Here is a 24,273-nt window from a genome sequence, read left to right on the forward strand (position 1 = left end):
TACTGTAGTGCCGGACGATTGAGGTGGCGCTAAAGCGCAACCTCAGTTGCGAGCGGGGTTGCTGCTGCGGGCTCAGCTTTGAGCAGCGCCGCCAGCACGCCGATACCCAGGGCCACAACTGCCACGCAGCCCAGGGCCACGCGCAGCGTAAACAGCTGGGCCAGAAAGCCAATCAGCGGCGGCCCGAGCAGAAAGCCCAGGAAGCCGATAGTGGAAACCAGGGCCAGCGCCACGCCCGGCGATACGCTGGTGGCCCGCCCGGCGGCGCTGTACGAAAGCGGTACCACCGAGGCAATACCGAAGCCAATCAGCAGAAAGCCGCATACGGCGGGTACCAGGTAGGGCAGGGCTACGGCCAGCGTTAAGCCGCTAACAATGAGTCCGCTGCTGATTTGCAGCATCCGCACCGTGCCGAAGCGGTGGGTAAAATAATCGGAGAGAAAGCGGCCCAGCGCCATCGTGCTCATGCAGGCCACGTAGCCGGCCGTTACCAGCGTAGGGTCGGGGCGCACTACTTTCTGAAAGTATACGCCGGCCCAGTCAAACATGGCGCCCTCGCTCATCATGCCGCAGAAGGCAATCAGGCCGATGCGCAGCAGGTAGGGGTCGGGCCGGCGCAGCGAGAGGCCGCTCGTTGCTTCGCCGCCCACGTCGGCGCGCAGGGTATAGCCGAAGGCTGACGCGGCCAGCAGCAGGCACAGCCCCAGTACCAGCAAAAAGTGGTGCAGCGGCGACTGGTGCCAGCCGATAAGCACCGTGCCCAGTGCCCCACCCAGAAACCCCGCCAGGCTCCAGAGCCCGTGAAACGAACCCATGATGGGCTTGCCGTAAAACTGCTGCATACCAATGGCCTGGGTATTCACCGCAATATTGAGCAGGTTGCCGGCCAGGCCAAACAAAGCCAGCGCCGGGGCCAGCGTCCAGAAGCTGCCCGCCCAGCCCAGCAGCGGCAGAAAGCCCGCGTAGAGCACCGAAGCAAGCAGCACCGTGCGTCGGCTGCCCCAGGTGTGCACCAGCCAGCCCGCCAGCGGCAGCGAAGCCAGCGACCCGGCCGGAATCGCCAGCAGCAGCTGGCCCAGCTGCCCGGAGTTCAATCCCAGCTTGGCGCTGATATCGGGAATGCGCGAGGCCCAGCTTGCAAAACACAGGCCGGGCAAGAAAAAGAAGGCGCTCACCGCCAACCGGCTCTTGGTAGTTGCCGTCATAAACCTACTGCTACTCAATGCTAAAGTCCCGAGCTATTCGCGCAAGCCGGCCCTACAGCGCAGCCGAACGTCAGGCTGGCGCAGATTTCCGGTCCGGATGCAGCTTGGCTGGGGCTGCCGGGGTTGAGCCGATTGTGCGCTCGTCGAAAGAGCGAGCGGCGCGAACTTCGGGCGAACAGCCGGCCCAAAGCCGGCGGCCCGCCCGGTACACGAAGTTGTTTACTATGATAAGCAGGCTGACTACGCCGACTGCTTGGCAGCAGCTACCGCCGCCTGGCGTTTTTTCTCCACCGAGTCAATCAGCTTGCCGAAGGGCTCGATGAACTTCTGCACGCCTTCCTTCTCCAGCTGAGCGGTTTGGGCGTCGAGGTCAAGGCCGACTTTGGGCAGGTCGCGCAGCACCTGCTGCGCTTTAGCGAGGCCTTGTTCGAGGCGGTCGGCGGGGTGGCCTTTCTGCTTGAAAATATCCATTGTCTCCACCGGAATCGTGTTCACAGTTTTTGGCCCGATGAGATTCTCGACGTATTTCAGGTCGTCGTACTTGGGGTTTTTGTTGCCGGTGCTGGCCCACAGCAGGCGCTGCGTGTGAGCACCTTTGCTGGCCAGCGCTTCCCAGCGCGCCCCGGCAAAAATCCCTTTGTACAGCTGGTAAGCTTCCTTGGCGCTGGCCAGGGCCACTTCGCCTACCAGCGACTGCGCCAGCTGTCCTTTTTCGCCGCCCTCGGCCGCCATTTTTTCCAGCTGCGGGTCAATCAGCACATCAATGCGGCTCAGGAAGAAGCTGGCTACCGAATCGATACTGGCCAGTGACTGCCCGGCTTTAACGCGGTCTTCCAGGCCCGAGATAAACGCCTCGGCTACGGCCTTGTAGCGGTCCAGCCCAAAAATCAGCGTCACGTTTACGTTAATGCCCTCCGAAATAAGCTGGCGAATAGCCGGCAGGCCTTCCAGCGTAGCGGGCACTTTTATCATCACGTTGGGCCGGCTCACATCTTTCCATAGCTGGCGGCCTTCGGCAATAGTGCCGGCGGTGTCGTGGGCCAGCTTGGGCGATACTTCCAGGCTCACGTAGCCATCGCTGGAGTTGTCGTGGCTGTCGTAGAGCGGCCGAAACAGGTCGCAGGCCGCCTGCACGTCGGCCACGGCCAGGCCCACGTAGATTTCTTCGGCCGACTTACCCTGCCGGGCCTGCGCCGCGATGGTGTCGTCGTAATCGGCCGAGCCGCCGATGGCTTTTTCAAAGATGGCGGGGTTCGACGTCACGCCGCGCAGGGCATCTTCGTCGATACGCTTTTTCAACTCGCCGTTTGTCAGAACTTTACGGCTAATAAAGTCGAGCCAGAGGCTTTGGTCGAGGCGGCGGATATCAACAAGTGGGTTCATGGCAGAAGGAGGATAGTAGGAAGACAATGGCGGCCAGGGGTGGGCCGGCCGGGGGTTAGTACGCAAAGAAACGGGCAACCGACGCATACAGTACCGCCACGCAGGTTATTTCTTCGGGAAGCAGCCGCCAAACCGGCTTAGTTTTGCGCGGTTGCCCGGCGGCTGGTTGTCAGGGCCGGCCCGCCAGCGCCTCTATGAGTTCTGCTAAAAAGAAATCTATTCACCCCATACCGCCCGCCGTGTCGATGGCCGACCTGGCCCGCGAGCTGGGCGTGTCGATGACCACCGTATCGCGGGCGCTGAGCGACCACCACAGCATCGGGGCCGCCACCAAGGAGCGCGTGCGGCAGCTGGCCCAGAAGCTCAACTATCAGCCCAACCACCTGGCCGCTGCCCTGCGCAAAGGCCAGAGCCGCCTGCTGGGTGTAGTGGTGCCCTACATCGAAGGCAAGTTCTTTCCGTCGGTTATTCAGGGTATCGAGCAGGCGGCCAGCAAGGCCGGCTTTAGCGTTATCGTGTGCCAGTCGCACGAAGAGGTGCTGCTGGAGCGCCGTAACGTCGAGACCCTGCTCAGCGCCCAGGTGGCCGGCGTGCTCGTGTCGCTGGCCCGCAACACCCTCGACTATCAGCACTTCGATAAAGTGCGCAGCCGGGGTATTCCGCTGGTATTTTTTGACCGCACGCCCGCTGCCGGCCCCGTTAATGCAGTGGTGCTCAACGACCACGCGGGGGCTTTTCAGGCTACCAGCCACTTGCTGGCCCAGGGCTGCCGCCGCATTGCGCACCTGACGGGCCCGCCGCACCTCACCATTTACCAGCACCGCCGCCAGGGCTACCTCGACGCGCTGGCGGCCTACGGTATCGCCCCCGACGAGGCCCTGCTACTCACCTCCGATATGAGCACTGAGGCCGGGGCCCAGGCCACGCGCCAGCTGCTGACCCTGGCCACTCCCATCGACGCCGTATTCGCGGCCGGCGACTCGGCTATTCTGGGGGCGCTCCAGGTTTTAAAGGCGCAGCGCATCCGCGTGCCGCAGGCTGTTGCCCTGGCCGGCTTCAGCAACGAGCTGTTTACTACTATTACCGAGCCACAGCTTACGTCCGTCGACCAGCGCTGTGAGGCGATGGGCGCAGCGGCCGTGCGGTTGTTTCTAGAGCTGGCCGCTGCGCCCCATGCTCCGCTTGCCCCGCGCCAGGTGGTGCTGGAGCCCGAGCTGTTTGTGCGGGAGTCGTCGCAGCGGGGGCAAGACGCTGAAGGCCCGGCCCGGCTTGCTTCGATATAAGACGGCGGGTTTGTTGCGCCGCGAGTTTAGCGTAGGGTAACTCTGGTAAATATTCGAAATAATCTATGTATCCTGTGGAGCAACTCCGGCGGTGCAGCCCCGCCTTGCCGCTCGCGCGGCAGTGGAGGTACAACCACCACGCAAAGCCAGGCACGAGTTACGGCTTCGCCTAAACTCGCGCCAGTTAGGGGCCGGCACGCCGGCCGCTTCGCCAACTGCTACGGGGCTAGCGTGGCAGGTCTTCGCCTAAACTCGCGCCAGATTGGGAAGTAGAGCATAAGTTATACTGTCCCCACACTTTCAAAATTCAAACCGACTAAACCCTGAGCCTTAGCTGCATCCTTAACCTTCTGGCTTACATAAATGCCAGAGGTTATTTGCCAGAAGTCTTTTCGCGCGCCAAAAATAGTAAGGTTTTCTATCTTTTTGACATCGAAAACAGGCTTTACTAAAAAATCAGCGTTTCTGCCAGCAAAAACAGATTGCTCCATATTGAGTACATCTTGCTGCTTGATAAATCTTAGCAAATAATACTGCCTGGAAACCTTGCTGTTTTGCCTAATGGTAACAGAAAGCCAATCGAATGGCTTTTCACTAATAATTTGGTTATCAAGCAGGTTTTTGAGTCGCTCAGAGAAAATAGGCCAGACTAAACTATTTGGTTGGTAATCGAGCCATAAATGCTTTAATTTACCTAGTTCACTCGACCTTCGTGAGCGGTTCTTTTCAAAAAGAATATCCTGGAGGACTAGGTCGAAGGGAAGAGTGGTTAAGCCATCTAGTTGGTCTATAAGTTTATAGGAAGCTGGTGTGTCGACAGGAGGACATGCAACAGCGACACTCTTACTATCCAGTGGTGATAAGAAGAAGACCATAGCTAAGGCTAGTGCTTTGCGTTAGCAAGTGTTACCCAACCCCCATTCTATTCCGCCGCCACGCCGAAGCCGGCGCGCCGGCCGCTTCTCCCGTGGCCATCGGGCTGGCCGGCTGCTTCTCGCTTATGAGCATGGCTACCAGCGCGGCGGCTACCTGCGCAGTGCCTTCATCGGGCGTGGTGGGGGCCAGCACGGCGGGGCTGAAGTGGTCGCGCACAAAATTCGTGTCGAAGTTGCCGCTCACGAAGGCCGGGTGCTTGAGCACAAAAGTGCCGAAGGGCAGCGTGGTTTCGATGCCCGTAATCTGGTACTCGGCAATGGCCCGCAGCATCCGGGCAATGGCGTCCTCGCGGGTGGCACCGTAGGCTACCAGCTTGGCAATCATGGGGTCGTAGTAAATCGGGATATCCATGCCCTGCTCGAAGCCATCATCGACGCGTACGCCGGGGCCCTGGGGGCGCACGTAGGTGGCTAGCCGGCCGATGTCGGGCAGAAAGTTGTTTTGCGGGTCTTCGGCGTACACGCGCAGCTCCAGGGCGTGGCCGTTGATGGTCAGGTCTTCCTGGCGGAAGGGCAGGGGCTGGCCCTCCGCTACCCGAATCTGCTCCTTCACCAAATCGAGGCCGGTAATCATCTCCGTAACCGGGTGCTCGACTTGCAGGCGGGTGTTCATTTCGAGGAAGTAGAAGCGGTGCTGGTCGTCGAGCAGAAACTCCACGGTGCCGGCCCCCGCGTACTGGCAGGCGCGGGCCACGTCTACGGCGCAGCGGCCCATCTCGGCACGTAGCGCGGGCGTGAGCACCGACGACGGCGCTTCCTCAATCACCTTCTGGTGGCGGCGCTGAATCGAGCACTCGCGCTCAAACAGGTGCACGATATTGCCGTGCTCGTCGCCTAATATCTGAATTTCTATATGTCGGGGGCCGGTCACGAACTTCTCGATGAACACCGCCCCGTCGCCAAACGCCGAGGTGGCCTCGCTCACGGCCAGCTGCATCTGCTCCTCAAACTCCTCCACGTTGTGCACCAGGCGCATGCCCTTGCCGCCGCCGCCGGCCGAGGCCTTAATCAGAATCGGAAAGCCGACTTCCCGGGCAATCTGCTTGGCTGCCTCCACGTCGGAAATAGCCTCGTCGGTGCCCGGCACCAGCGGAATATTGTAGGTTTTGACCGTCTGCTTGGCCGAGAGCTTGTCGCCCATCAGCTCCATCGCTTCGGGCGAGGGGCCCACAAAAATCAGCCCCGCCTCGCGCACAGCCCGCGCAAAGCCGGCATTTTCCGACAGGAAGCCGTAGCCGGGGTGAATGGCATCGACACCCAGCTGGTGGCAAATCTCAATTATTTTATCGCCCCGCAAGTAGCTCTGGGCCGAAGCCGGCGGGCCGACGCACACAGCCTCGTCGGCGTAGCGTACGTGGGGCGAGAGGCGGTCGGCCTCCGAATAGATGGCCACCGTGGCGATACCCATTTCTTTGGCCGAGCGCAGCACGCGCAGGGCAATCTCGCCGCGATTGGCAACCAGGAGCTTAGCTATTTTTTTCATGCGGGGTGGGAGAGTAGCGCGGACTTTTAGTCCGCGACAGCAAAGGTCAGCGCAAGCACTCGCGGACTGAAAGTCCGCGCTACTGCGCCACAAAGAAAACCTTAAACCGCCGGCCCGGTACTAAAGAGGCTGCCCGCTGCCCGTCGTTACGCCCAAATTATGTACAAAAGCTGAGCGCGGCCTATCTTTGTCGTTTAACAGTTCTTGCAGCGCGGGCCATTTGGGTTCGCTTACTTCGCTCTCATAACTTATTCCCCAAGTTTTTCAGTGGATATTTTCGACCGCGTTTCGGCCAACCGGGGCCCGCTGGGTTCGCACTCCCATTATGCCCACGGCTACTTCACGTTTCCCAAGCTCGAAGGCGAGATTAACCCCCGGATGCTGTTTCGGGGGAAGGAAGTATTGACCTGGAGCCTGAACAACTACCTCGGCCTGGCCAACCATCCGGAAGTGCGGCAGGCCGATGCCGACGGGGCCGCGCACTACGGCATGGCTTACCCCATGGGGGCGCGGATTATGAGCGGCAACTCGACCCTGCACGAGCAGCTGGAAAATGAGCTGGCCGATTTCGTGCACAAGCCCGCCGCGCTGCTGCTCAACTTCGGCTACCAGGGCGTGGTAAGCATTATCGACGCGCTGGTAAGCCGCCACGACGCCATCGTGTACGATGCCGAGTCGCACGCCTGCATTATCGACGGCGTACGCCTGCACCAGGGCAAGCGCTTCGTGTTTCCGCACAACGATATTGAGAGCCTCGAAAAGCAGCTCGAGCGCGCCAAGCGCCTCACCGACGAAACCGGCGGCGGCATCCTCGTCATTACCGAAGGCATGTTTGGCATGTCGGGCAACCTCGGCAAGCTGCGCGAAATCGTGAAGCTAAAGGAGAAATACAGCTTCCGGCTGTTTGTCGACGATGCCCACGGCTTCGGCACGCTGGGGGCCACCGGGGCCGGCACAGCCGAGCATTTGGGCATTACGGAGGGCGTAGACCTGATTTTTTACACCTTCGCCAAGAGCATGGCCAGCATTGGCGCCTTCGTAGCGGGCCAGGAGGCAGTTATTGAATATTTGCGCTACAACATGCGCAGCCAGATTTTTGCCAAATCCCTGCCGATGGCCCTCGTCATTGGGGCCCTGAAGCGCCTGGAGCTGATTCGCAACCACCCGGAGTACCGCGAAAACCTCTGGACCATCGTGCGCGCCCTGCAAAGCGGCCTGCGCGAGAAAGGCTTCAACATCGGTACCACCGAGTCGCCGGTGACGCCGGTTTTTCTCAACGGCCAAATCCCCGACGCCACGGCCCTAACCTTCGATTTGCGTGAGAATCACGGAGTTTTCTGCTCTATTGTAGTGTATCCGGTAGTGCCCAAGGGCGTTATTATGCTGCGCCTCATCCCCACGGCGGTGCACACGCTCGAAGATGTGCGCCAGACCATTGCGGCCTTCGAAGCCATTGCCACTAAGCTCGACAAAGGGCTCTACAGCAAACAGCCCGCTACTGCCTAAAACAGTGGTAACTAGCTCGCCAAACTGCTGCGCCCCGGCTGCCCTTATGGGCGGCCGGGGCGTTGATTTTTGTACAATTCCAAGTGGCTTGGTGGGTCGCTGGTGAGTTTTTAGGCCGTTCTGAAGCAAAAAAGGCCTCTACGAAGCCGGAAATGCGGTTTTGAAAAAAACCCGGAAAAGTTGCTTGCGTAGAAAGTCCCTGTATATTAGGGCCGCGTAAGCACAATTTCCTTTCTCACCCATTACCAACCAACTTTCATGGCTAACCCTTTCAATAAAATCAAAGACCTGATTCACTCGCTGGAAGACGACTTCGAAAAGTCGTATGACAAGAATAACGCGGCGGCTGGTACCCGCGTGCGCAAAGGCATGCAGGACCTTAAGAACCACGCCCAGGCCATCCGCCTGGAAGTGCAGAACATGAAGAACTCGTCGAAAGACGGCGCGGCCGCTCCGGCTGCCAAGGCTGCTCCGGCCGCTAAGAAAGCTGCTCCGGCTGCTGCTAAAAAGGCAGCTCCCGCTGCGAAAAAGAAGTAAGTCCGGCCCACGGATTTATCCGGATTTGTCGGATTATTCAGACGAGCTTTCCAACAAAAAAGCCTCGCTGGTCAGCGGGGCTTTTTTGTCGACACCTTATATTGATTATTTATTATATATAAAATAATCAATTTCCTGCTTTTAGAAGATAGTGCTTTTTGCCTTTCTTGACTACCAGGTACTTGCCCAGCAGCAGGGGCAGCTCGGCGGCGGGCTGCTGGGGGTTGCTGATTTTTTGGCCGTTGAGGCTAAGGCCACCGTTCTGCATCATCTTGCGGGCTTCACCTTTGGACGGAAATACCTGCCCGCCGGTGGTGTCGCTGAGTAGGGTGGCCACGTCGGTTTCGGCCAGCTGCGCGGGCGTGATGGGTAGCTGCGGCTCGCCGGCAAACACGTCGAGCAGGGTCGCCTCGTCGAGCGCGGCCAGGTCGCCGCCCCCGAATAGCACCTGCGAAGCAGCCACGGCCGCTTCGTAAGCCGCCTCGGAGTGCACCCGGATGGTTACCTCCCGGGCCAACGCCTTTTGCAGCAGGCGCAGGTGCGGCGCCTGGGCGTGCTCGGCTTCCAGGGCTTCGATTTCGGCCTGTCCGAGTAGCGTAAACACACGGATGAGGCGCGGGGCGTCTTCGTCTTTGCTGTTGAGAAAAAACTGGTAGAACTGGTAGGGCGAGGTCAGGGCCGGGTCGAGCCACACGGTGCCGGTTTCACTCTTGCCGTACTTGGTGCCGTCGGCCTTGGTGATGAGCTGGCCGGTGAGGGCGTAGGCCTTGCCCTGGCCGTCGGTGAGGCGGCGAATGAGCTCGGTGCCGGTGGTAATGTTGCCCCACTGGTCGCTGGCGCCCATTTGCAGCGTGCAGCCCAGGTGCTGGTAGAGGTGGAAAAAGTCGTAGCCTTGCAGCAGCTGGTAGCTGAACTCGGTGTAGCTGATGCCCTCGGAGCCCCCGGCCGACGGGCCTTCTTCGCCGCCGCCGATGCGACGCTTCACCGAGTCTTTGGCCATCATGTAGTTTACGGTGAGGTGCTTGCCTACATCGCGCAGAAACTGCAAAAAGCTGAAGTCCTTGAACCAGTCGTAGTTGTTGACGAGCACCGCGCCGGTGGGCGAGTCGTTGAACTCCAGGAATTTTTCGAGCTGCGCCCGAATACCCGCCTGGTTGGCGCGCAGGGTGGTTTCGTCGAGCAGGTTGCGTTCGGCGCTTTTGCCGCTGGGGTCGCCAATCATGCCGGTGGCGCCCCCCACCAGCGCCACCGGGCGGTGGCCGGCGCGCTGCAAGTGCACCAGCAGCATAATAGTGGCCAGGTTGCCGATGTGCAGCGAGGCCGCCGTGGGGTCGAAGCCGATGTAGCCCGACACGGGCGCGGCGCTGGCCAGGTGCTCGGCGGTGCCGGGCATGGCATCATGGTACATGCCGCGCCACTTCAATTCTTCAAGTAACATTTATCAATTAACAGTTAACAGTTGCCTGCTTGCCCTTCGTGGAGCGGTAAAATCGCAGCAAAGTTAGCCAACGAGTAACTTCGCCTGATTAGGCTGGCTCGCGCCCGCTTATTGTTAACTGTTAACTGTTAAATGTTACTTGATACAGGACGCCGACGCCATTCTTAAAGCCGTGCAGCAGCGGCAGTTTCAGCCGGTGTATTTTTTGCAGGGCGACGAGCCCTATTTCATTGATACCGTGGCTGATGCACTCGAAAGCTCGGTGCTGCCCGAGAGCGAGCGCAGCTTCAACCAGACGGTGCTCTACGGCAAGGATACCGATACGGCGGGTATTCTGGGCCAGGCCAGGCGCTTCCCGATGATGAGCGACTACTCGGTCGTGATTGTGAAGGAGGCGCAGGCCGTGGCCGATTTGGAAAGCGAAAAAGCCTGGCCTTTTCTCGAAGCCTACCTCAAAAACCCGCTGGCCAGCACCGTGCTCGTGCTCTGCTACAAGCACAAAACCCTCGACTCGCGCAAGAAGCTCGGCAAGCTGCTGGCCGGCAAAGACGCGCCCGGCGCGGTGCTGATGACCAGCAAGAAGCTCTACGACAGCCAGGTGCCGCAGTGGCTGACCGGCTACGTACGCTCGCGCAAGCAGCAGATTTCGGGCGGCGCCACCGCGCTGCTGGCCGAGTACATCGGCGCCGACCTGGGCCGGCTGGCCAACGAGGTAAACAAGCTGCTGCTCAACGTGAAAGCCGGCCAGGCCATCGACGAAGACCTGGTGCAGCGCATGGTAGGGATAAGCAAGGAGTATAATATATTTGAGTTGCAGCGGGCCTTGGTGCAGCGCGACGTGCTCAAGGCCAACCGCATTCTTACGCACTTTGCCGCCAACCCCAAGGCCAACCCGCTCATTCCCAACCTTACGCTGCTCTTCAACTTCTTCACGCGCCTGCTCATGCTGCACCAGGCCGGCCCGAACCCGTCGGACGCCGACTTGCAGAAAATGGGCATCAACAAGTTTGCCCAGAAGGAATACCAGCTGGCCCAGCGCCAGTTCAGCCCCGAGCGCACCATCGACCTGATTCACCTTATTCGAAGGGCCGACGCGCAGAGCAAGGGTATTGAGAGCGGCAGCATGGATGAGGGCGAAATTCTACGCGAGCTGGTGTGGCTGATACTGCACCCGGTGCCGGCGGCGGCCGTGGATTAAGGTGGGCCGGGTAAATAAGCTCTGCCTTAACGCCTTGGTGGTAAATGTCGTAAGGGCTGGTTTGTCCATTAGTTCAGCAGCATGAAAAAGAACCAGCCTTCAGCCAATACCGCTGCCACGCCGCGGCCCAAACACTCGGTGGCCCAGAACTCTGCGGGCGAAATGCGCGGCCAGCGGCCGGCTACCGTAAAGAAAACCAGCACTGTCGGGAAAATAGTGGGTGGGGCGTTGCTGGCAGTAGGCGTAGCTTTGGTGGCCCGCCGCAGGAAAAGCGCGCCGGCCACTGACCAGGGCGCTACGCTCGACGAGCTGCTGTACTTCGTCAACGACCGTATCGAGGGCTACCAGCGGGCCGTGGCAGAAAGCCACGACGCCGAGCTGCGGGGCTACTACAAGCAGCTGGCCAGCCAGAGCCAGCAGTTTGCGACCGACCTGAACACCTACCTGACCCGCGAAGGCGGCAAGCGCGAAACCAGCACGACCCTCAAGGGCAAGCTCTACCGCGCCTGGATGGATACCAAGGCCATCGTCACGGCCCGCGATGAAAAGAGCATCCTCGGCTCTAATATCTACGGCGAGGAATGGGCCCTGAAAGCCTACCAGGAAGCCCTGGCCGACCGCACGCTTACCGGGCCCCTGCGCCAGGCCGTGGAGCGCCAGTATGCGCTGTCGCAACACACGTATGACCGGCTGAAAAAGTTGAAGGCCAAGCAGGGGTAGCCGCAATCCCTGGCAGTAGTGGGCAACGCAGGTCGTTTCTTAATCGTAAGAAGGCTCTCCCACTTAAATCTGATTTTACCCATGAGCGATAACCAACCGAGCGGCACCCTGGGCGGCATGATTGCCAGCCTGTTTGGCCGGAGAAATAATGACGACGCTACTACTGGCGGCCTCACCTCTACGCATAAAGTACTAGGCGGCGCCATTCTGGCCGCCGGCGCAGCCTACCTCTACAAGCGCGCCAAAGCGGGCAGCCTCAACGTGCCGGGGGTGAGCAAGTAGCCTCCGTAAACACCACAATAAACACAAAAAACCCCCGGCAATCGCATTGCCGGGGGGTTTGTGTTTATCGGGAAAAAGCCTATTGTGGCCGGCTTTTCAGGCGCACGGCCCGGAACTCGGAGCCGGCTTTCCACTGCGGGAAGGTAGTTTCGCTGGCCAGCTGCTGGCCGATGCGGAAGAGCAGGCGCGCATCCTGCGCCGCGCCGCGCAGGTCCCACTTGGGGTTAAACTGGTCGGAAGGCTGGTGATAGTTATTAGCCTCGAACTCTTTGCGCTCTTTCTCGGCGAAAGCCTTGCCGTGCAGGCGGCTGTCAAACGAGCCGCTGGCGTAGAGCGCCGGCACGCCCACCTTGGCAAAGCTGAAGTGGTCGGAGCGGTAGAAGCTGCCGGTTTCGGGGTGCTGATAGGGGATGACGTAGCGGTTCTGCTCCTTGGCGGCGGTGCGGGCGTAGTCGTCCAGGTCCGACTGTCCGTAGCCGGTGATGGTCACGTCGCGCATCGGCCCAAAGGCCAGCAGCTCATCCATATTGATGTCGGCTACCGTGTTTTTGAGCGGGAAGATGGGATGCTGGGCGTAGTAGTCGGAGCCGAGCAGCCCCTGCTCTTCGCCCGTCACGGCCAGAAACACGATGCTACGGCCGGGTTTCTGCTTGGCCTGCACGAAGCCGTTGGCAATGGCCAGCAAACCCGCGCAGCCGCTGGCGTTGTCGAGCGCCCCGTTGTAAATCGAGTCGCCGGCTACGGCCGGCCCGATGCCGAGGTGGTCCCAGTGCGCCGAATAGATGATGTACTCGTTGGGCCGGCTGGTGCCGGGCAGCATAGCCACCACGTTTTTGGAGGTTTTATACGTGATTTTATTGTGCAGCGTAGTGGTCAGGCTCAGGCCCAGGTCTTTGCCCTTAAAGCCGGGTTTATTAGCGGCGGCGTACAGGTCGTCATACTTCAGGCCGGCGGCGGTGAACAGCTGCTTGGCCGCGTCAAGGGTCATCCAGCCTTCGAGGGCCACTTTGCTGGCGCCGTGGTCGGGCGTCTGGGGGTGCAGCTTGGCCCCGCCGTTGCTGCTTTGCACCACCGTCCAGGGGTAGGAAGCGGGCTTGGTGTCGTGGATGATGACCAGGCCGGTTGCGCCGTGGCGGGCCGCCTCCTCGTACTTGTACATCCAGCGGCCGTAGTAGGTCATTTCCTTGCCCTTGAACATAGTAGTATCGGTGCCCGCGTTGCCGGGGTCGTTGATGAGCACCACTACGGTTTTGCCCTTCACGTCGAGGCCGGCGTAGTCGTCCCACTTGTACTCGGGGGCCGTCACGCCGTAGCCGGCAAATACCAGCGGCGAGCTTTTGATTTCGACCGTAGGCTTCTCGCGCTCGGTCAGAAACATATAGTCTTTACGATATTTAAGCGTCAGGCTTTTGCCTTTCCTCGCAATGGTCGCCGTCGAGTCGGGCTTGCCAGCAATCTCGACCAGCGGCACCGGCTGAAAGTAGCTGCCGTTGTTGCCGGGTTTCAGCCCCAGCTTCTTAAACTCGCCGGCCAGGTAGCTCGTGGCTTTTTCCTCGCCCGCCGTAAATGGCCGCCGGCCCTGGTACTCATCCGAAGCCAACACCTTGATGTGCTGGGCAATGAGAGCAGGCGTGATGCCGTCGTTGGGCGTGGCCACGCTGGCCGTGTCGGTGGGGGCCGCCTCGGTGGGCTTGCCGTTGACAGCGGTTTCGGTGGAGGTAGTAGAGTTGCTTTGGCAGCTGGCCAGCAGGAGGCCGGCCGCGACGGGAAGCAGCCAGGGGCGAAGGGTAGGAAGGGGCATTGAAGAAAGTGTGGTTAAAAATGTTGGCAGCAAGCCCCTGCCGCAGTAGGCGGCTGGCTACCCGCTGCCATCAGCAGCGGTTGCGAAGGTAGGGCGGGCCAGCACGTTGACGCTAGCTCTCGGGTCACTTTTTAAGCGTGGCGCTTAGCAGGCGCTGAGCAGCGGCTCGCAACCCAGCCAAACAGTGCCCGCGTCACACCCGGGCCTGCTGAGTTGTTTTCTCCTAAAGTCAGATAGTATAGGTGGTTAAATTGCTGATAGTAATTGTGATGAGTAAAGATTTTGGTAATTAAACCAGCTTGGCTAATAGCTGATTAAGGCAAAGATGGAGTTGCTGCCCACTAACTATGCCTGCTACTTTCGGGGCCTACTTCACTCCTAATCGTCTATGTCACCTGCTCCCGTTACCACCTCCCGTCCTTCCGCCGCCTTTATTGCCGCCTCGTGGTTTGCCCTGCTCGCAGGCATGGGCGGCTTCCTGATTGGCCTCTGGAACGCCGCAATGGCGCTCAACGAAAAAGGCTACTACTTCACCGTGCTCATGTTCGGGCTGTTTGCCGTTATCTCCCTGCAAAAAACGGTGCGCGACCAGCTGGAAAAAATCCCCGTTACGGGCCTCTACTACGGCCTGGCCTGGTTTGCCACGCTGCTGGCTATTCTGCTGCTAGTGGTCGGCCTCTGGAACGCCACGCTTACGCTCAGCGAAAAAGGCTTTTATGCGATGGCCTTTTTGCTCAGCCTGTTTGGAGCCATTGCCGTGCAGAAGAATACGCGGGATATGGGTTCAGCACCGAAGGTTTCGGCTGGGATGGGGGATACTGAATAGGCGAGGGATAATAGGTGATTAACGCGTCACGACGCTGGTTAATTGCTCCAACTGCACCCGCAGGCGGTCACGCTCAGCCAGCAAGGCGTTGCGATTGGCTAGGAGGTAGGTTTGCTGGTCGGCTTCGTCGGCTTGGGCCAGGGCAAATGCCTCGCTGGCCCGTAGGCTGGTAAGCTCGTGCAGGAGTGCCGCGTGCTTGCTGGCCAATGTATCGCGGCGGGCACGCAATACCTCAACTGAGCTTAAGGTGGTGGTCGCAGTCGTGAAAAGGCCGCGCCGCAGGTAGAGTAGCTGCGCCTGTAGCCCGGCCACGTCCTGGCGCTGATAAGCACTAAGCACCTGTTGAAACGCTTCGGTGGCGGCGGCTTTTTGGGTGTCTGCTACGCGGTCGGGGTGGCAGAGCTGGGCGGCTTCGCGGTAGAGCTTTTTGAGCAGGGCGCGGCCGTCGGCGTCGAGGGCGAAGGTGTGGGCGGCCACGGCCTGGGCCTGCTCGCGGTCGTGGGCTTGCTGCTGGTAGCGCTGGTCGGCGCGCTGGTACTCGCTTTCAGCATAGGCCGAGGTGTGGCGCTGGTGGCTAGCCACATCGCGGCGCAGGGCCAGTACCTCTTGCAGCAGCTCGCCCAGCTCGCGCTGGTGCCACAGCTCGAAGGCCGTGAGCAGGCGGGTAGCTTCGGCGCGCTCGGCCTCGAGGGCCAGCAGCTCGGCTTCGAGCAGCCGGATTTCGAGGTGCAAGGCGGCCAGGTGGGGGTCTTCCCACACGCGCACCTGGGCGTGGGCGGCCACGAAGGCTTGCAGTAAGTCGGTCGCTTCGGCGTAGCGGTGGGTGCGCAGGGCGGCGAGCACGGCGGTCAGGCGCGGGTCGGCCAGGGGCTCGGCTTCGAGGCGGTCGAGGTGCTTGGGCAGGTCTTCGGTTTCGTGCAGCGTCAGTAGCGACTGAATGACGGCCAGGCGCTTGAGCACGCGCTGCACGGCCGGGTCGGCGGCCGGCGCATCGGGCTGGCCGGTGAGGCGGGCAAACTCGCGCAGAAAGTGCCGGGCCAGCTCGGGGTCGCCGGTGGTGAACACCAGGTTCTCCTCGTTGCGGTGGGCGGCTTTGTTAGTCCAGTTGTAGGAGCCGGTGAGCACGTCGCGCCCGTCGAGGATGCAGAATTTGTGGTGCATCAGCCGGTCTTCGACCACGAACACGCGCCCGCCGGACGCTTCCAGCTCGGCAAAAGGCAGCCCGCCCGGCTGGAAATTGATGGCTTTCTCGTCGCGCGTCAGGCACAGGACCACGGGCACCCCGGCCCGCTGCCGCGCCAGCAGCGCCGCAAATAACGTGTGGTCGGTAAACCACGCCACGGCCACGTGAATGGAATGCTTGGCGAGGCCAATTTCACGGAGCAGGACAGCGCGGATGTCGGTGAAAAAGGCTTCGGTTTGCATTTGTTTAACAATTAATTAGTCGCTATACTGAGATATTTCGTCACACCATTCTATCCATCCATCTTCATCTTCGGCGAGTCGAGCATCGTAAAGTTTCCCTAGCCACTCTAAAGCAAAAAGGTCTCCGAGCGAGTAGCTGCGCTCAAAGCAGTAGATTGACTCGCTGAATTTTTGAGACTTAAATAAATTCTCTCCTTTATTATACCAATACTCTGCTGAGCTTTCCTGCACCACCTCTTGTAATAAGTCTAACTGCGTTTGAGTTCGCCGAAGTACAGTAGCTGTGATGCTTACTGTAGCGGGTAGGTTAGATGCTCTAGGGTTTCTATCAGGTTGTGTTGTATGCTCGCTCATAAGGTTCAGATTATATATAGATTAACCTATGTAATTTGGTGGTGTTCCTACCTGTAAGCGGGTCAATCCGCTACATAAACCTTTTCAGTATGCTTACACCTGAGCAGTTTATAACCAAGACAGAAAAATTCAAACATGAAGTACGCCGCATTGCTGACAAGCACTCAGATAGGTTAAATACGCTGTTCGCTAATCCGGCAGGAGCGATTGCGCCTCTTTTTTATAACGGAAAAGATGCTAAGCTATACTATAATCTAAGGGTGCCTATCGACATCTACAGTGAAGTTGAAGAAGCGTTTTTTAAGCATTTTGGCAGTTAGAGCACAGAAGTCCCAAGCGTAAGTTTGGAACTTTAATCTTTGGTAATTTTCCGTAGCAGCCCCCGCGCCGCTTGCGTTCGTTGGAGCAGGTCAGGGCGGCCGGGCCGGGCAGCGGCGCGGGCAGGTGGGCGGTGGGCGTGAGGACGGGGTTCATGGCTGCAAGTATAACGAAAGAAGCCCCGGCGACTGGTCGAGGCTTCTGTTTTGGCAGGTAGGGCGGAGCTACGCTTGGGAAGGCGCGGGCTTCAGAACGAGTTGCACGCTCATATTGAGGGCCTCGAACACGCGGCGCAGGGTGGCGAGCGTTACGTTGGACGGATTGCGCTCCAGTTTGCTGATTTGGGATTTTTGCACCCCAAGGCGCTGGCCTAGCTCATCCTGGGTAAGGTGGTGGCGTAGGCGGTACTCGCGGATGGATTTGGGCAGTAGCTCCAGCGTTATCCGGTCTTCATACTCGGTGCGTTCGGGAGTGCCGGGGGTGCCGAATAGCTCGTCTTCGAGGTCGTTGAAGGCGGTAAGTGACAAGGGCGAGTCGTGATAGGAAGCCGATTGCGCGCGCGGAACTAATTTATTGGCTGGCATAATGGGTAAGAGTAAGTAGAGGTGAAAGGTTAGCCAGGAGTCAGCTGTCAAAATGCCGCCGTTTGAGCTGTTCGGCCTTCTTGATTTCCTGTGGGGGCGTTTTTTGCGTTTTCTTGTCCAGTCCGTGGGTACACACAATTAGCGTTTGGGTGGTACCCCGCGTATCCCAAAAAGCAAAGAGCCGGTAGGTGTGATTGGGCGCGTTGACGCTGAATTCATAGATGCCATCGGTGTTGACCAGCTTCTTGAAGTTGCTGACGGTTTCGCCTTCTTGTAGCCTCCGAATACTTACCCCAAAGTCTTGACGAATTTCTTTATCCAGAGATTTCAAAAAGTCTTTAGCTTCTGGCGTGAGGACGGCAATAATTGGCTTGGGCATTCAGGAGTTAGCTAGAAGGCAAGGCAAATTTACGAATAGTTTCCATATAACGACACCTGTTCGCAAGCAGCTATTACTTTGCCGGCTTATTCCCCATCACAAATTCCAGCGTGCCGCCCTGCCGCACCTCGCTCACTGGCAGAAATGGCCTAGCCAGTAGCTTGCCATTGAGTCGGGCCGATTGCACGTAGACGTTCTTATCGCTCTGGTTTTTAACCGTTACGGTGAAGGTTTTGCCCTCGCCGACTTGCAGCACGGCACCGTGCACCGCCGGGCTGCCCAGCGCGTACTCGCCCGAGGCGGGGGCGACGGGGTAGAAACCTAGGGCCGAGAAGATATACCAGGCCGACATCTGGCCGCAGTCGTCGTTGCCGCCGAGGCCGTCGGGGCCCTGGTGGTACATCTTGTTCAGAATCATGCGGATGCGGGGCTGCGTTTTCCAGGGCTGGCTGGTCCAGTTGTAGAGGTAGGCGGCGTGGTGGGCGGGCTCGTTGCCGTGCACGTAGTTGCCGATGATGCCGTCACGGGTAATGTCCTCGGTTTCGGCGAAGAACTTATCAGGCAGGCTCATGGTGAAGAGCGAGTCGAGGTGGGGTACGAAGCGGGCGCTGCCGCCCATTTTGGCGATGAGCGCAGCCGGGTCGTGGGGCACGTAGAGGCTGTAGTTCCAGGCATTGCCCTCGATATAGGCGGGGTCGCTGGTGGTAAGCACGTCGAACCTGACCCGGAACGAGCCATCGGCTGAGCGCGGGCGCATGAAGCCGATGCGGACATCGTACACGTTCTGCCAGTTGGCGGCCCGCTGGCGGAATTCCTGCTCGATATCGGCGCGGCCCAACTTACTGGCCGCCTGCGCAATGCAGTAGTCATCAAAGGCATATTCCAGGGTTTTGGACACTGACGCGCCACTTTTATCCTCGGGTACGTAGCCTTTATCCATATAGTCGCCCAGGCCATCGTACCAGCGCTGGCGGGCGGTGGTGATGCAGGCGTCGAGGGCGTGGTTCTGGTCGAAGGGGGCATTGCCGAGCACGATGGCATCGCAGAGTACCGGCACCGCGTGGTACCCAATCATGCACCAGTTTTCGTTGGCGTAGTGGCTCCACACGGGCAGCATGTGCTCGGCGCTCTGGTCGAAGTGAGCGAGCATACTCTGCACCATGTCGGCGTTGCGCCGGGGCTGCACGAGGTTGTAGAGCGGGTGCAGGGCCCGGTAGGTATCCCAGAGCGAGAAGGTGGTGTAGTTGGTGAAGCCCCTGGCCGTGTGGTTGTTCTGGTCGAGGCCGCGGTACTGGCCATCCACGTCCTGGTAGATGGTGGTGCCGGTAAAGGCGTGGTACATGGCCGTGTAGAAGTTCTCCTTATCGACCCGTCGCGGCGAGCTGATAGTAATTTTGCTCAGTTCCTGCTGCCACTGGGCCTGGCCTTTTTGCTTGTAGTCGGCAAAATTCCAGCCGGGCGCCTCAGCGCGCAGGTTAGCCAGCGCGCCGGCCGTGCTCACGGGCGAGAGGGCCATTTTCAGCTTGATTTGCTGACCGGCCTGGGTAGGCCCGAAATCGAAGTGCATGCGCAGCTGGCGCCCGGCCAGGTCGGGCCAGTTGTGGGCCTGGTCGAAGCGGCCCCAGAAGCCCCGGTAGGCTTGCCTGGGGTCGTAGCTGCGGCTGCCGTAGGTTTTGAAAGGCCGCGAAAAGCTCAGCGCGAAGTACACCGTGCGGGTGCGGCCCCAGCCGTTGGTTTGGCGGTAGCCGGTCACGAGCGAGTCGTTTTCGACCCGTACGAACGTCCAGGTATTCTTGCCGGGATAGTTATAAATCCCGGCCATTAAGTCGAGAATAACGTGCGACTCAGCCGCCTGCGGAAACGTGTACTGGTGAATGCCGACGCGGGTCGTGGCCGTCAGCTCAGCCAGAATATCATTGTCCGCCAGCCGCACTTTATAGTAAGCCGGCTCGGCCACCTCGGTCTGGTGCGAGTAGGCCGAGCGGTAGCCGCTCAGCGGCTTATCGGCGGTGCCGGGGTTAAGCTGGAGCGGCCCGGTGGTCGGCATTACCAGAAAATCGCCGAGGTCGGAATGGCCCGTGCCGCTGAAGTGCGTGTGGCTGAAGCCCACGATGGTAGGGTCTTTGTACTGATACCCCGCGCAGTAGGCGTATACCTCGGGGTTGTACTTCCCGTTCTGCTCGTAGCTGATGGTATCGGTATCGGGCGAGAGCTGCACCGCGCCAAAGGGCACCGTGGCGCCGGGGTAGGTGTGGCCCATACGGGCCGTGCCCACCAGCGGGTGGGCGTACTGCACCAGGTTTTCCTGGGCGTGGAGCGCCACAGGCAGGAGCAGGGCAGCGGCTGGCAGAAAGTGCTTCATGCCGGTAAAGTAAGCTGAAGCAACGGGGTCAGCTCTCTGTACGGCCTCGCTGGGCAAGCGCCTCGCGCCGGCTGCCGGCTAAAAACCCGGCGTATAGTGCTAGTCTACGCACCAGGTTATCAACGCCGACCCCAATTCCGTCCGGTACTAAGTGCCTGGCCGGTTAGCTACTAGCGCGGTTTCGGAATCAGTGGGCAGCTGCGCAAGTAGCGCGGACTGAAAGTCCGCGCTACGATACCGGGACTACGAAACGGCGCTAGGCCGACTTATCAGCAATAAAATTGAGGCCGAAAAACAGGTTTTCCTTTAGCAGCGCGTTGCGGCGCCATAGGTTGTTCTCGCGCTTCAGCAGGTGGGGCACGTTGTCGGCCTTAAACATGAAGGGCGGAAAGAGCCGGATGTACTGCACGCCGCTGGTCGGAATCCGCAGGCCCTGCCGGGCCAGCTCGCGGCGCCAGGTAGCCAGGTTACGTATGTTCTCGTTGCCGATTAAGATGTTCTTTTTCAGCGTGTCATCGTATATTTCGATAATGCGCTTGTTGCCCCGGCGCAGATAAAGCTTCAGGGTCTGCACTACGTTGCCGCCGTTTTCCTCCACGATAATCAGGTTACCGCCGGGGCGCAGGGTTTCGCGGAAAATGCGCAGCGCTTCCTGCAACGGCTCCAGGTGGTGCAGGGTGTCCTGAATAATGATGTGGTCGTAGGACGCGGCGGGCGGGGGCGAGTCAAACAGGTTTTCGTAGCTGTAGGTGAAGCCCGACACATCGCCAAACTGCGCCCAGTAGCGCAGGCGCTCCGGAATCTGGGCAAAATAGAATTCAAGCGTTGTACCGTGAACTTTATAGCCGTTCAGCGCCAGAAAGATAGCCGTGGTGCCGTAGCCGCAGCCGCAGTCCCAGATGGCGGCCTCCTGGTTGGGCAGGTGTTCCAGAATATAGTGCAGGCGCTGTACTACGTAGGCTTTGCGAAACTCGAAGCTGGCCGGGCTGGCCAGGAACTTGTAATAGCTGGTCAGCGCCGGATTGGCACGCAACTCATCTAAAAACAGCTCGAAGAACTCATTTACTGTCATATATAGAAACCACTGCCCGGAAAAAGCAAAAGGCTGGCAAGGTGAAGCAGTCCGGTAGCCCGGCGAAATTACGCGCCAGCCGGTAAAGCCACCTATCCGATGCGCGGTGGCAGGCCCTAAAATGTATAGGCGGCTGGCTGTCCCTCGGCGCGTGCTACGCTACCGGCAGGCGCATGACACGCGTTGTGAAACCAGCCAGTAGCCACCCGCGGCAAAAGAGCGAGCCTGGTAAGATTGCAAGTAAATGAAAAATTCGATAATAAACCAATACTTCAGATTAAAATACTAGTTGCGTAAATAGCGGCTGAGCGACGAAATGCTGGCAATGCCCAGCTGCTGGGCCTGCTGCCGGCGCATGAGCAGGCAATACGCGTTATTGAAGCCCAGCGGGGCGCGCCAGGCCAGGCCGTAGCGCCGCGCAAACTCGGCCTGCACGTAGCTGAATACCGCTCCCGGCCGGCCGCCCAGGGAGTCGAGCACGGCCCGCGATGGTTGCAGCAGCACTTGCAGGCCCGTGCCGGTGTACTCGGGATATAGGTCAATTTGCCCGCCCCGCAGGGCCTCAAAGCAGATAGTGGTGCCGCCCAGGCCGGTTTTAGTGGCCACTGCCAGGTCGGTATTACCCCGAATCAGGGCTGCGTACATTTCAATTAGTATATACTGTTCAGCAAAAATCTTGGAGCCCAGGCGTACTACGGGAGCCGTGGGCGGCAGCGTATGCGGCGCTTTCCAGAGGCCCTTGCGGCGCAGCCAGGCCAGGGCCACGGCGCGCGGCGCGCGGTGCAGGTAGTCTACCTGATAGTTTAAATTCGTCATGGCCGAGTCGGAAAGCTGGCCGCTGAGCTGGTCGAGCACCGGGCCAAGCTCGGGATGGGCGCGCAGCACGGCGGGGCGCAGCAGCGGCGCGGCAAAGTAGGGTGGCAGGGCGTGGCGGTCGTCGCGCAGCACCTGCAAGTCATAGGCCCGGATGCGCCCATCAGTCGAGTAGCCATCAATAACATCGACGTGGGCCGTGCGGGCTGCCTCGTACACCAGCGCCGGGGCCAGCACCACGTTGGGCAGATGCGTAAGGCCATACGCGTTGGTGAGGCCGGGCAGGCAATCGGCCCGGCCGATAAACTCGGGGCTGAAGCCCGCCCGCAGCCGGGCGCTGGCCTGGGGCAGCCAGTAGCCGCCCGCCAGCAGCGGCAGCGCCAGCAGCAGGCCGCCACCCACCAGGCGTACCCGCCGGGCCGATAGCTTTGCCAGAGCGCCCAATCCGGCATCAAAAGCCAGCGCCAGCCCGGCGGCCGGGATGGCCCCGGCCAGTATCATCACTGGATTATTAAGCGCGATGCCGCCGAAGATAAACTCGCCGAGGCCCCCCGCCGCCACGTAGGCCGCCAGGGTAGCCACGCCCACATTGATAACCGTAGCCGTGCGAATGCCGGCCATTATAACGGGCAGGGCCAGCGGCAGCTCCACGCGCCGCAGCAGCTGCCCATCCGTAAAGCCCAGCCCACGCGCTGCCTCCACCACCGCCGGCGGCACGGCTTGAATGCCGGCCACCGTATTGCGAATAATCGGCAGCAGGGAATACAGAAGCAGCGCCAGAATGGCTGGGGTAGCGCCAATGCCCAGCCAGGGAATCAGAAACCCGAGCAGCGCAATGCTGGGCACGGTCTGGAGCGCGCCGGCTGCGCCCAGCACGGCCGGTGCCCAGCGCGGCCGGCGCGTTAGCCACAGGCCCAGGGGCACGCCTACTGCCACGCCCAGCAGCAGGGCCGCGGCCGTAAGGGCAATGTGCTGGAGGGTTTGCTGGCCCAGCTTGCCAGCCTGCTCGTGCCAGAAGGTAAGCAGCTCAGAAAGGGTCTTCAAGGAGTAGAAAAACGCGTGGAATGCGAAAAAGAAGCAGTGCCTGGCAGGCGTGTTGGCAAATACTCAGCTCAACGCCGCCTCATCGGCCAGGGCCCGGCTAAAAGCGGCCAGCAGTGCTCCCTGCGTGAGCTGGTGCGGCGTATCGGCGAGGCGCAGGCCGGCTGCGCCGGCATCGGCCAGCCGGGCGAGGGCCTCGTGCACGCTGGCCGATGCCGGGATGGTGGGCAGGCCCGCCAAAGCAGCAGGAGTGGAGGATGCTAAAAACGGCTGCACCTCAGCCAGCGCGGTTACGCGCAGCTGCAAGGCCAGGCGCTCGGGCCCGAAGAAGCGGCGCACAAAGTCGTTGGCGGGGCGTAGCAGCAGCTCGCGCGGCGAACCCAGCTGCTGCAGCCGACCAGTGTGCAGCAGCAGAATGCGGTCGGCCAGCTCGAAGGCTTCCTGCACGTCGTGGGTTACGAGCACCACGGTTTTGCGGCGTAGCTCGTCGAGCTCCCGAAAGTCGCGGCGCACCGCGGCGCGGGTAAGCGGGTCGAGCGCGCCAAAGGGCTCGTCAAGTAAAATAACGGGTGGGTCGGCGGCCAGGGCGCGGGCCAGGCCCACGCGCTGCGCCTGCCCGCCCGAAAGCTGCGCCGGCAGCAGGGCGGCAAAGCGGGCGGCCGGCAGGTGCAGGCGTTCGAGCAGCGCGGTGGTGCGGGCGGCAGTTTCGGCGGCGGGGCGGCCCAGCAGGCCGGGCACCACGCCAATGTTCTGGGCCACGGTGTAGTGCGGCAGCAGCCCTACCTGCTGAATCACGTAGCCGATGCCGCGCCGCAGCTCCTCGGGGCGCTGCTGACGCACCTCGCGGCCGTTTATTTCAACCGTGCCGCCGTCGGGCTCAATAAGGCGGTTTAGGGTTTTGAGCAGCGTGGTTTTGCCGCAGCCGCTGGGGCCCAGCAGCACCAGCGTTTCGCCGGCGGCCACGTCAAAGCTGAGGTCATCGACGACAACCTGCGCCCCGTAGCGCTTGGTAAGGTGCGAGACGCGGATGACGGGCGGAGCAGCGGGCGAAGGCGTAGACAAGGCGCGGAGTGTGGCAGGCCAGCTGGGTGGCCAAGGTAGGATACGGGGGTGAGGAATTAAAAAGTAAAGACGAATAAGTTAAAATCAGGCGGGTTGTTTTAAATGATTAATATATGAAAAATGTGATATTTAGCCTGGCCTGAAGCAGCGGCGCGCCGGGAGGTCGGCGGCGCATACCAAATTCGGTTTTCCCCGCGTTCCATGCCATTGGCCCGGCTTCCCGACTATCCGACCGGCGTTTTCTAGCTACTTTTGACCGAATCCGG

General features: G+C 60.4%; 21 protein-coding genes and 1 pseudogene. 8 read left to right on the top strand and 14 right to left on the bottom strand.

The genetic code is table 11. The annotated features are described in order from the left end of the window. Nucleotides 1–29: 29 nt before the first annotated feature. Entirely contained in the window at nt 30–1,205 is a 1,176-nt protein-coding gene (locus F6X24_RS13330) for an MFS transporter (protein ID WP_151088464.1), read from the bottom strand. A 240-nt stretch (nt 1,206–1,445) separates the two neighbouring features. Next, nucleotides 1,446–2,588, bottom strand: a complete 1,143-nt coding sequence (gene tal, locus F6X24_RS13335) for a transaldolase (protein WP_151088465.1) — start codon at nt 2,586–2,588, stop codon at nt 1,446–1,448. Nucleotides 2,589–2,782: 194 nt separating this feature from the next. Between tal and F6X24_RS13340 the strand changes: the two genes are divergently transcribed. Continuing rightward, a complete protein-coding gene (locus tag F6X24_RS13340) occupies nt 2,783–3,871 on the top strand; it encodes a LacI family DNA-binding transcriptional regulator (RefSeq protein WP_151088466.1) in 1,089 nt (362 codons plus the stop codon). Nucleotides 3,872–4,152: 281 nt separating this feature from the next. On the opposite strand, the gene F6X24_RS13345 is transcribed toward F6X24_RS13340, so the two are convergent. Both F6X24_RS13345 and accC read right to left on the bottom strand, forming a co-directional pair. After that, nucleotides 4,153–4,746, bottom strand: a complete 594-nt coding sequence (locus tag F6X24_RS13345) for an imm11 family protein (RefSeq protein WP_151088467.1) — start codon at nt 4,744–4,746, stop codon at nt 4,153–4,155. Nucleotides 4,747–4,777: 31 nt separating this feature from the next. Next, nucleotides 4,778–6,289, bottom strand: coding sequence for an acetyl-CoA carboxylase biotin carboxylase subunit (gene accC / locus F6X24_RS13350; protein ID WP_151088468.1), 1,512 nt, complete (start codon nt 6,287–6,289; stop codon nt 4,778–4,780). Nucleotides 6,290–6,556: 267 nt separating this feature from the next. Here accC and F6X24_RS13355 point away from each other — a divergent pair, with 267 nt between their 5' ends. Together F6X24_RS13355 and F6X24_RS19345 are read left to right on the top strand one after the other, a co-directional pair. Further along, nucleotides 6,557–7,795 (top strand): aminotransferase class I/II-fold pyridoxal phosphate-dependent enzyme, encoded by a 1,239-nt coding sequence (locus F6X24_RS13355; protein ID WP_151088469.1) that lies wholly within the window; start codon nt 6,557–6,559, stop codon nt 7,793–7,795. 258 nt (nt 7,796–8,053) lie between these two features. After that, nucleotides 8,054–8,230: pseudogene (locus F6X24_RS19345) on the top strand (histone H1); the annotation flags it as partial. Between the two features lie 229 nt (nt 8,231–8,459). Here the strand turns inward: F6X24_RS19345 and tyrS are convergent. Then, entirely contained in the window at nt 8,460–9,770 is a 1,311-nt protein-coding gene (gene tyrS, locus F6X24_RS13365) for a tyrosine--tRNA ligase (protein ID WP_151088471.1), read from the bottom strand. Nucleotides 9,771–9,909: 139 nt separating this feature from the next. Here tyrS and holA point away from each other — a divergent pair, with 139 nt between their 5' ends. From holA to F6X24_RS13380, 3 genes are all read left to right on the top strand, one after another. Then, on the top strand, nt 9,910–10,968 hold the full coding sequence (gene holA, locus F6X24_RS13370; protein WP_151088472.1) for a DNA polymerase III subunit delta: 1,059 nt from the start codon (nt 9,910–9,912) through the stop codon (nt 10,966–10,968). A gap of 81 nt (nt 10,969–11,049) precedes the next feature. Next, nucleotides 11,050–11,688, top strand: coding sequence for a ferritin-like domain-containing protein (locus F6X24_RS13375; RefSeq protein WP_151088473.1), 639 nt, complete (start codon nt 11,050–11,052; stop codon nt 11,686–11,688). 81 nt (nt 11,689–11,769) lie between these two features. Next, nucleotides 11,770–11,970, top strand: coding sequence for a hypothetical protein (locus F6X24_RS13380; protein ID WP_151088474.1), 201 nt, complete (start codon nt 11,770–11,772; stop codon nt 11,968–11,970). Between the two features lie 79 nt (nt 11,971–12,049). On the opposite strand, the gene F6X24_RS13385 is transcribed toward F6X24_RS13380, so the two are convergent. Continuing rightward, on the bottom strand, nt 12,050–13,771 hold the full coding sequence (locus F6X24_RS13385; protein ID WP_151088475.1) for a M28 family metallopeptidase: 1,722 nt from the start codon (nt 13,769–13,771) through the stop codon (nt 12,050–12,052). 388 nt (nt 13,772–14,159) lie between these two features. Here F6X24_RS13385 and yiaA point away from each other — a divergent pair, with 388 nt between their 5' ends. Then, nucleotides 14,160–14,597: an inner membrane protein YiaA gene (gene yiaA / locus F6X24_RS13390; RefSeq protein WP_151088476.1), complete on the top strand. Its 438-nt coding sequence runs from the start codon at nt 14,160–14,162 to the stop codon at nt 14,595–14,597. 18 nt (nt 14,598–14,615) lie between these two features. On the opposite strand, the gene F6X24_RS13395 is transcribed toward yiaA, so the two are convergent. Next, nucleotides 14,616–16,022, bottom strand: coding sequence for a phospholipase D-like domain-containing protein (locus F6X24_RS13395; RefSeq protein ID WP_151088477.1), 1,407 nt, complete (start codon nt 16,020–16,022; stop codon nt 14,616–14,618). Between the two features lie 15 nt (nt 16,023–16,037). Next, entirely contained in the window at nt 16,038–16,376 is a 339-nt protein-coding gene (locus F6X24_RS13400) for a tetratricopeptide repeat protein (RefSeq protein ID WP_151088478.1), read from the bottom strand. 89 nt (nt 16,377–16,465) lie between these two features. On the opposite strand from F6X24_RS13400, the gene F6X24_RS13405 reads away from it, so the two are divergent. Further along, a complete protein-coding gene (locus F6X24_RS13405) occupies nt 16,466–16,696 on the top strand; it encodes a hypothetical protein (protein WP_151088479.1) in 231 nt (76 codons plus the stop codon). A 222-nt stretch (nt 16,697–16,918) separates the two neighbouring features. Here F6X24_RS13405 and F6X24_RS13410 read toward each other — a convergent pair whose 3' ends face one another. From F6X24_RS13410 to F6X24_RS13435, 6 genes are all read right to left on the bottom strand, one after another. After that, on the bottom strand, nt 16,919–17,221 hold the full coding sequence (locus tag F6X24_RS13410; RefSeq protein WP_229725096.1) for a helix-turn-helix domain-containing protein: 303 nt from the start codon (nt 17,219–17,221) through the stop codon (nt 16,919–16,921). Between the two features lie 97 nt (nt 17,222–17,318). Next, nucleotides 17,319–17,657 (bottom strand): type II toxin-antitoxin system RelE/ParE family toxin, encoded by a 339-nt coding sequence (locus tag F6X24_RS13415; RefSeq protein WP_151088481.1) that lies wholly within the window; start codon nt 17,655–17,657, stop codon nt 17,319–17,321. A 73-nt stretch (nt 17,658–17,730) separates the two neighbouring features. Beyond that, nucleotides 17,731–20,019 (bottom strand): GH92 family glycosyl hydrolase, encoded by a 2,289-nt coding sequence (locus F6X24_RS13420; RefSeq protein WP_151088482.1) that lies wholly within the window; start codon nt 20,017–20,019, stop codon nt 17,731–17,733. Between the two features lie 256 nt (nt 20,020–20,275). Continuing rightward, entirely contained in the window at nt 20,276–21,091 is an 816-nt protein-coding gene (locus F6X24_RS13425; protein ID WP_151088483.1) for a class I SAM-dependent methyltransferase, read from the bottom strand. A gap of 285 nt (nt 21,092–21,376) precedes the next feature. Continuing rightward, nucleotides 21,377–22,948 (bottom strand): ABC transporter permease/substrate-binding protein, encoded by a 1,572-nt coding sequence (locus F6X24_RS13430; protein ID WP_151088484.1) that lies wholly within the window; start codon nt 22,946–22,948, stop codon nt 21,377–21,379. A gap of 63 nt (nt 22,949–23,011) precedes the next feature. Further along, nucleotides 23,012–24,007: an ABC transporter ATP-binding protein gene (locus F6X24_RS13435; RefSeq protein WP_151088485.1), complete on the bottom strand. Its 996-nt coding sequence runs from the start codon at nt 24,005–24,007 to the stop codon at nt 23,012–23,014. Nucleotides 24,008–24,273 lie beyond the last annotated feature (266 nt).

Source organism: Hymenobacter baengnokdamensis, from assembly GCF_008728635.1.
Lineage (GTDB): Bacteria > Bacteroidota > Bacteroidia > Cytophagales > Hymenobacteraceae > Hymenobacter > Hymenobacter baengnokdamensis.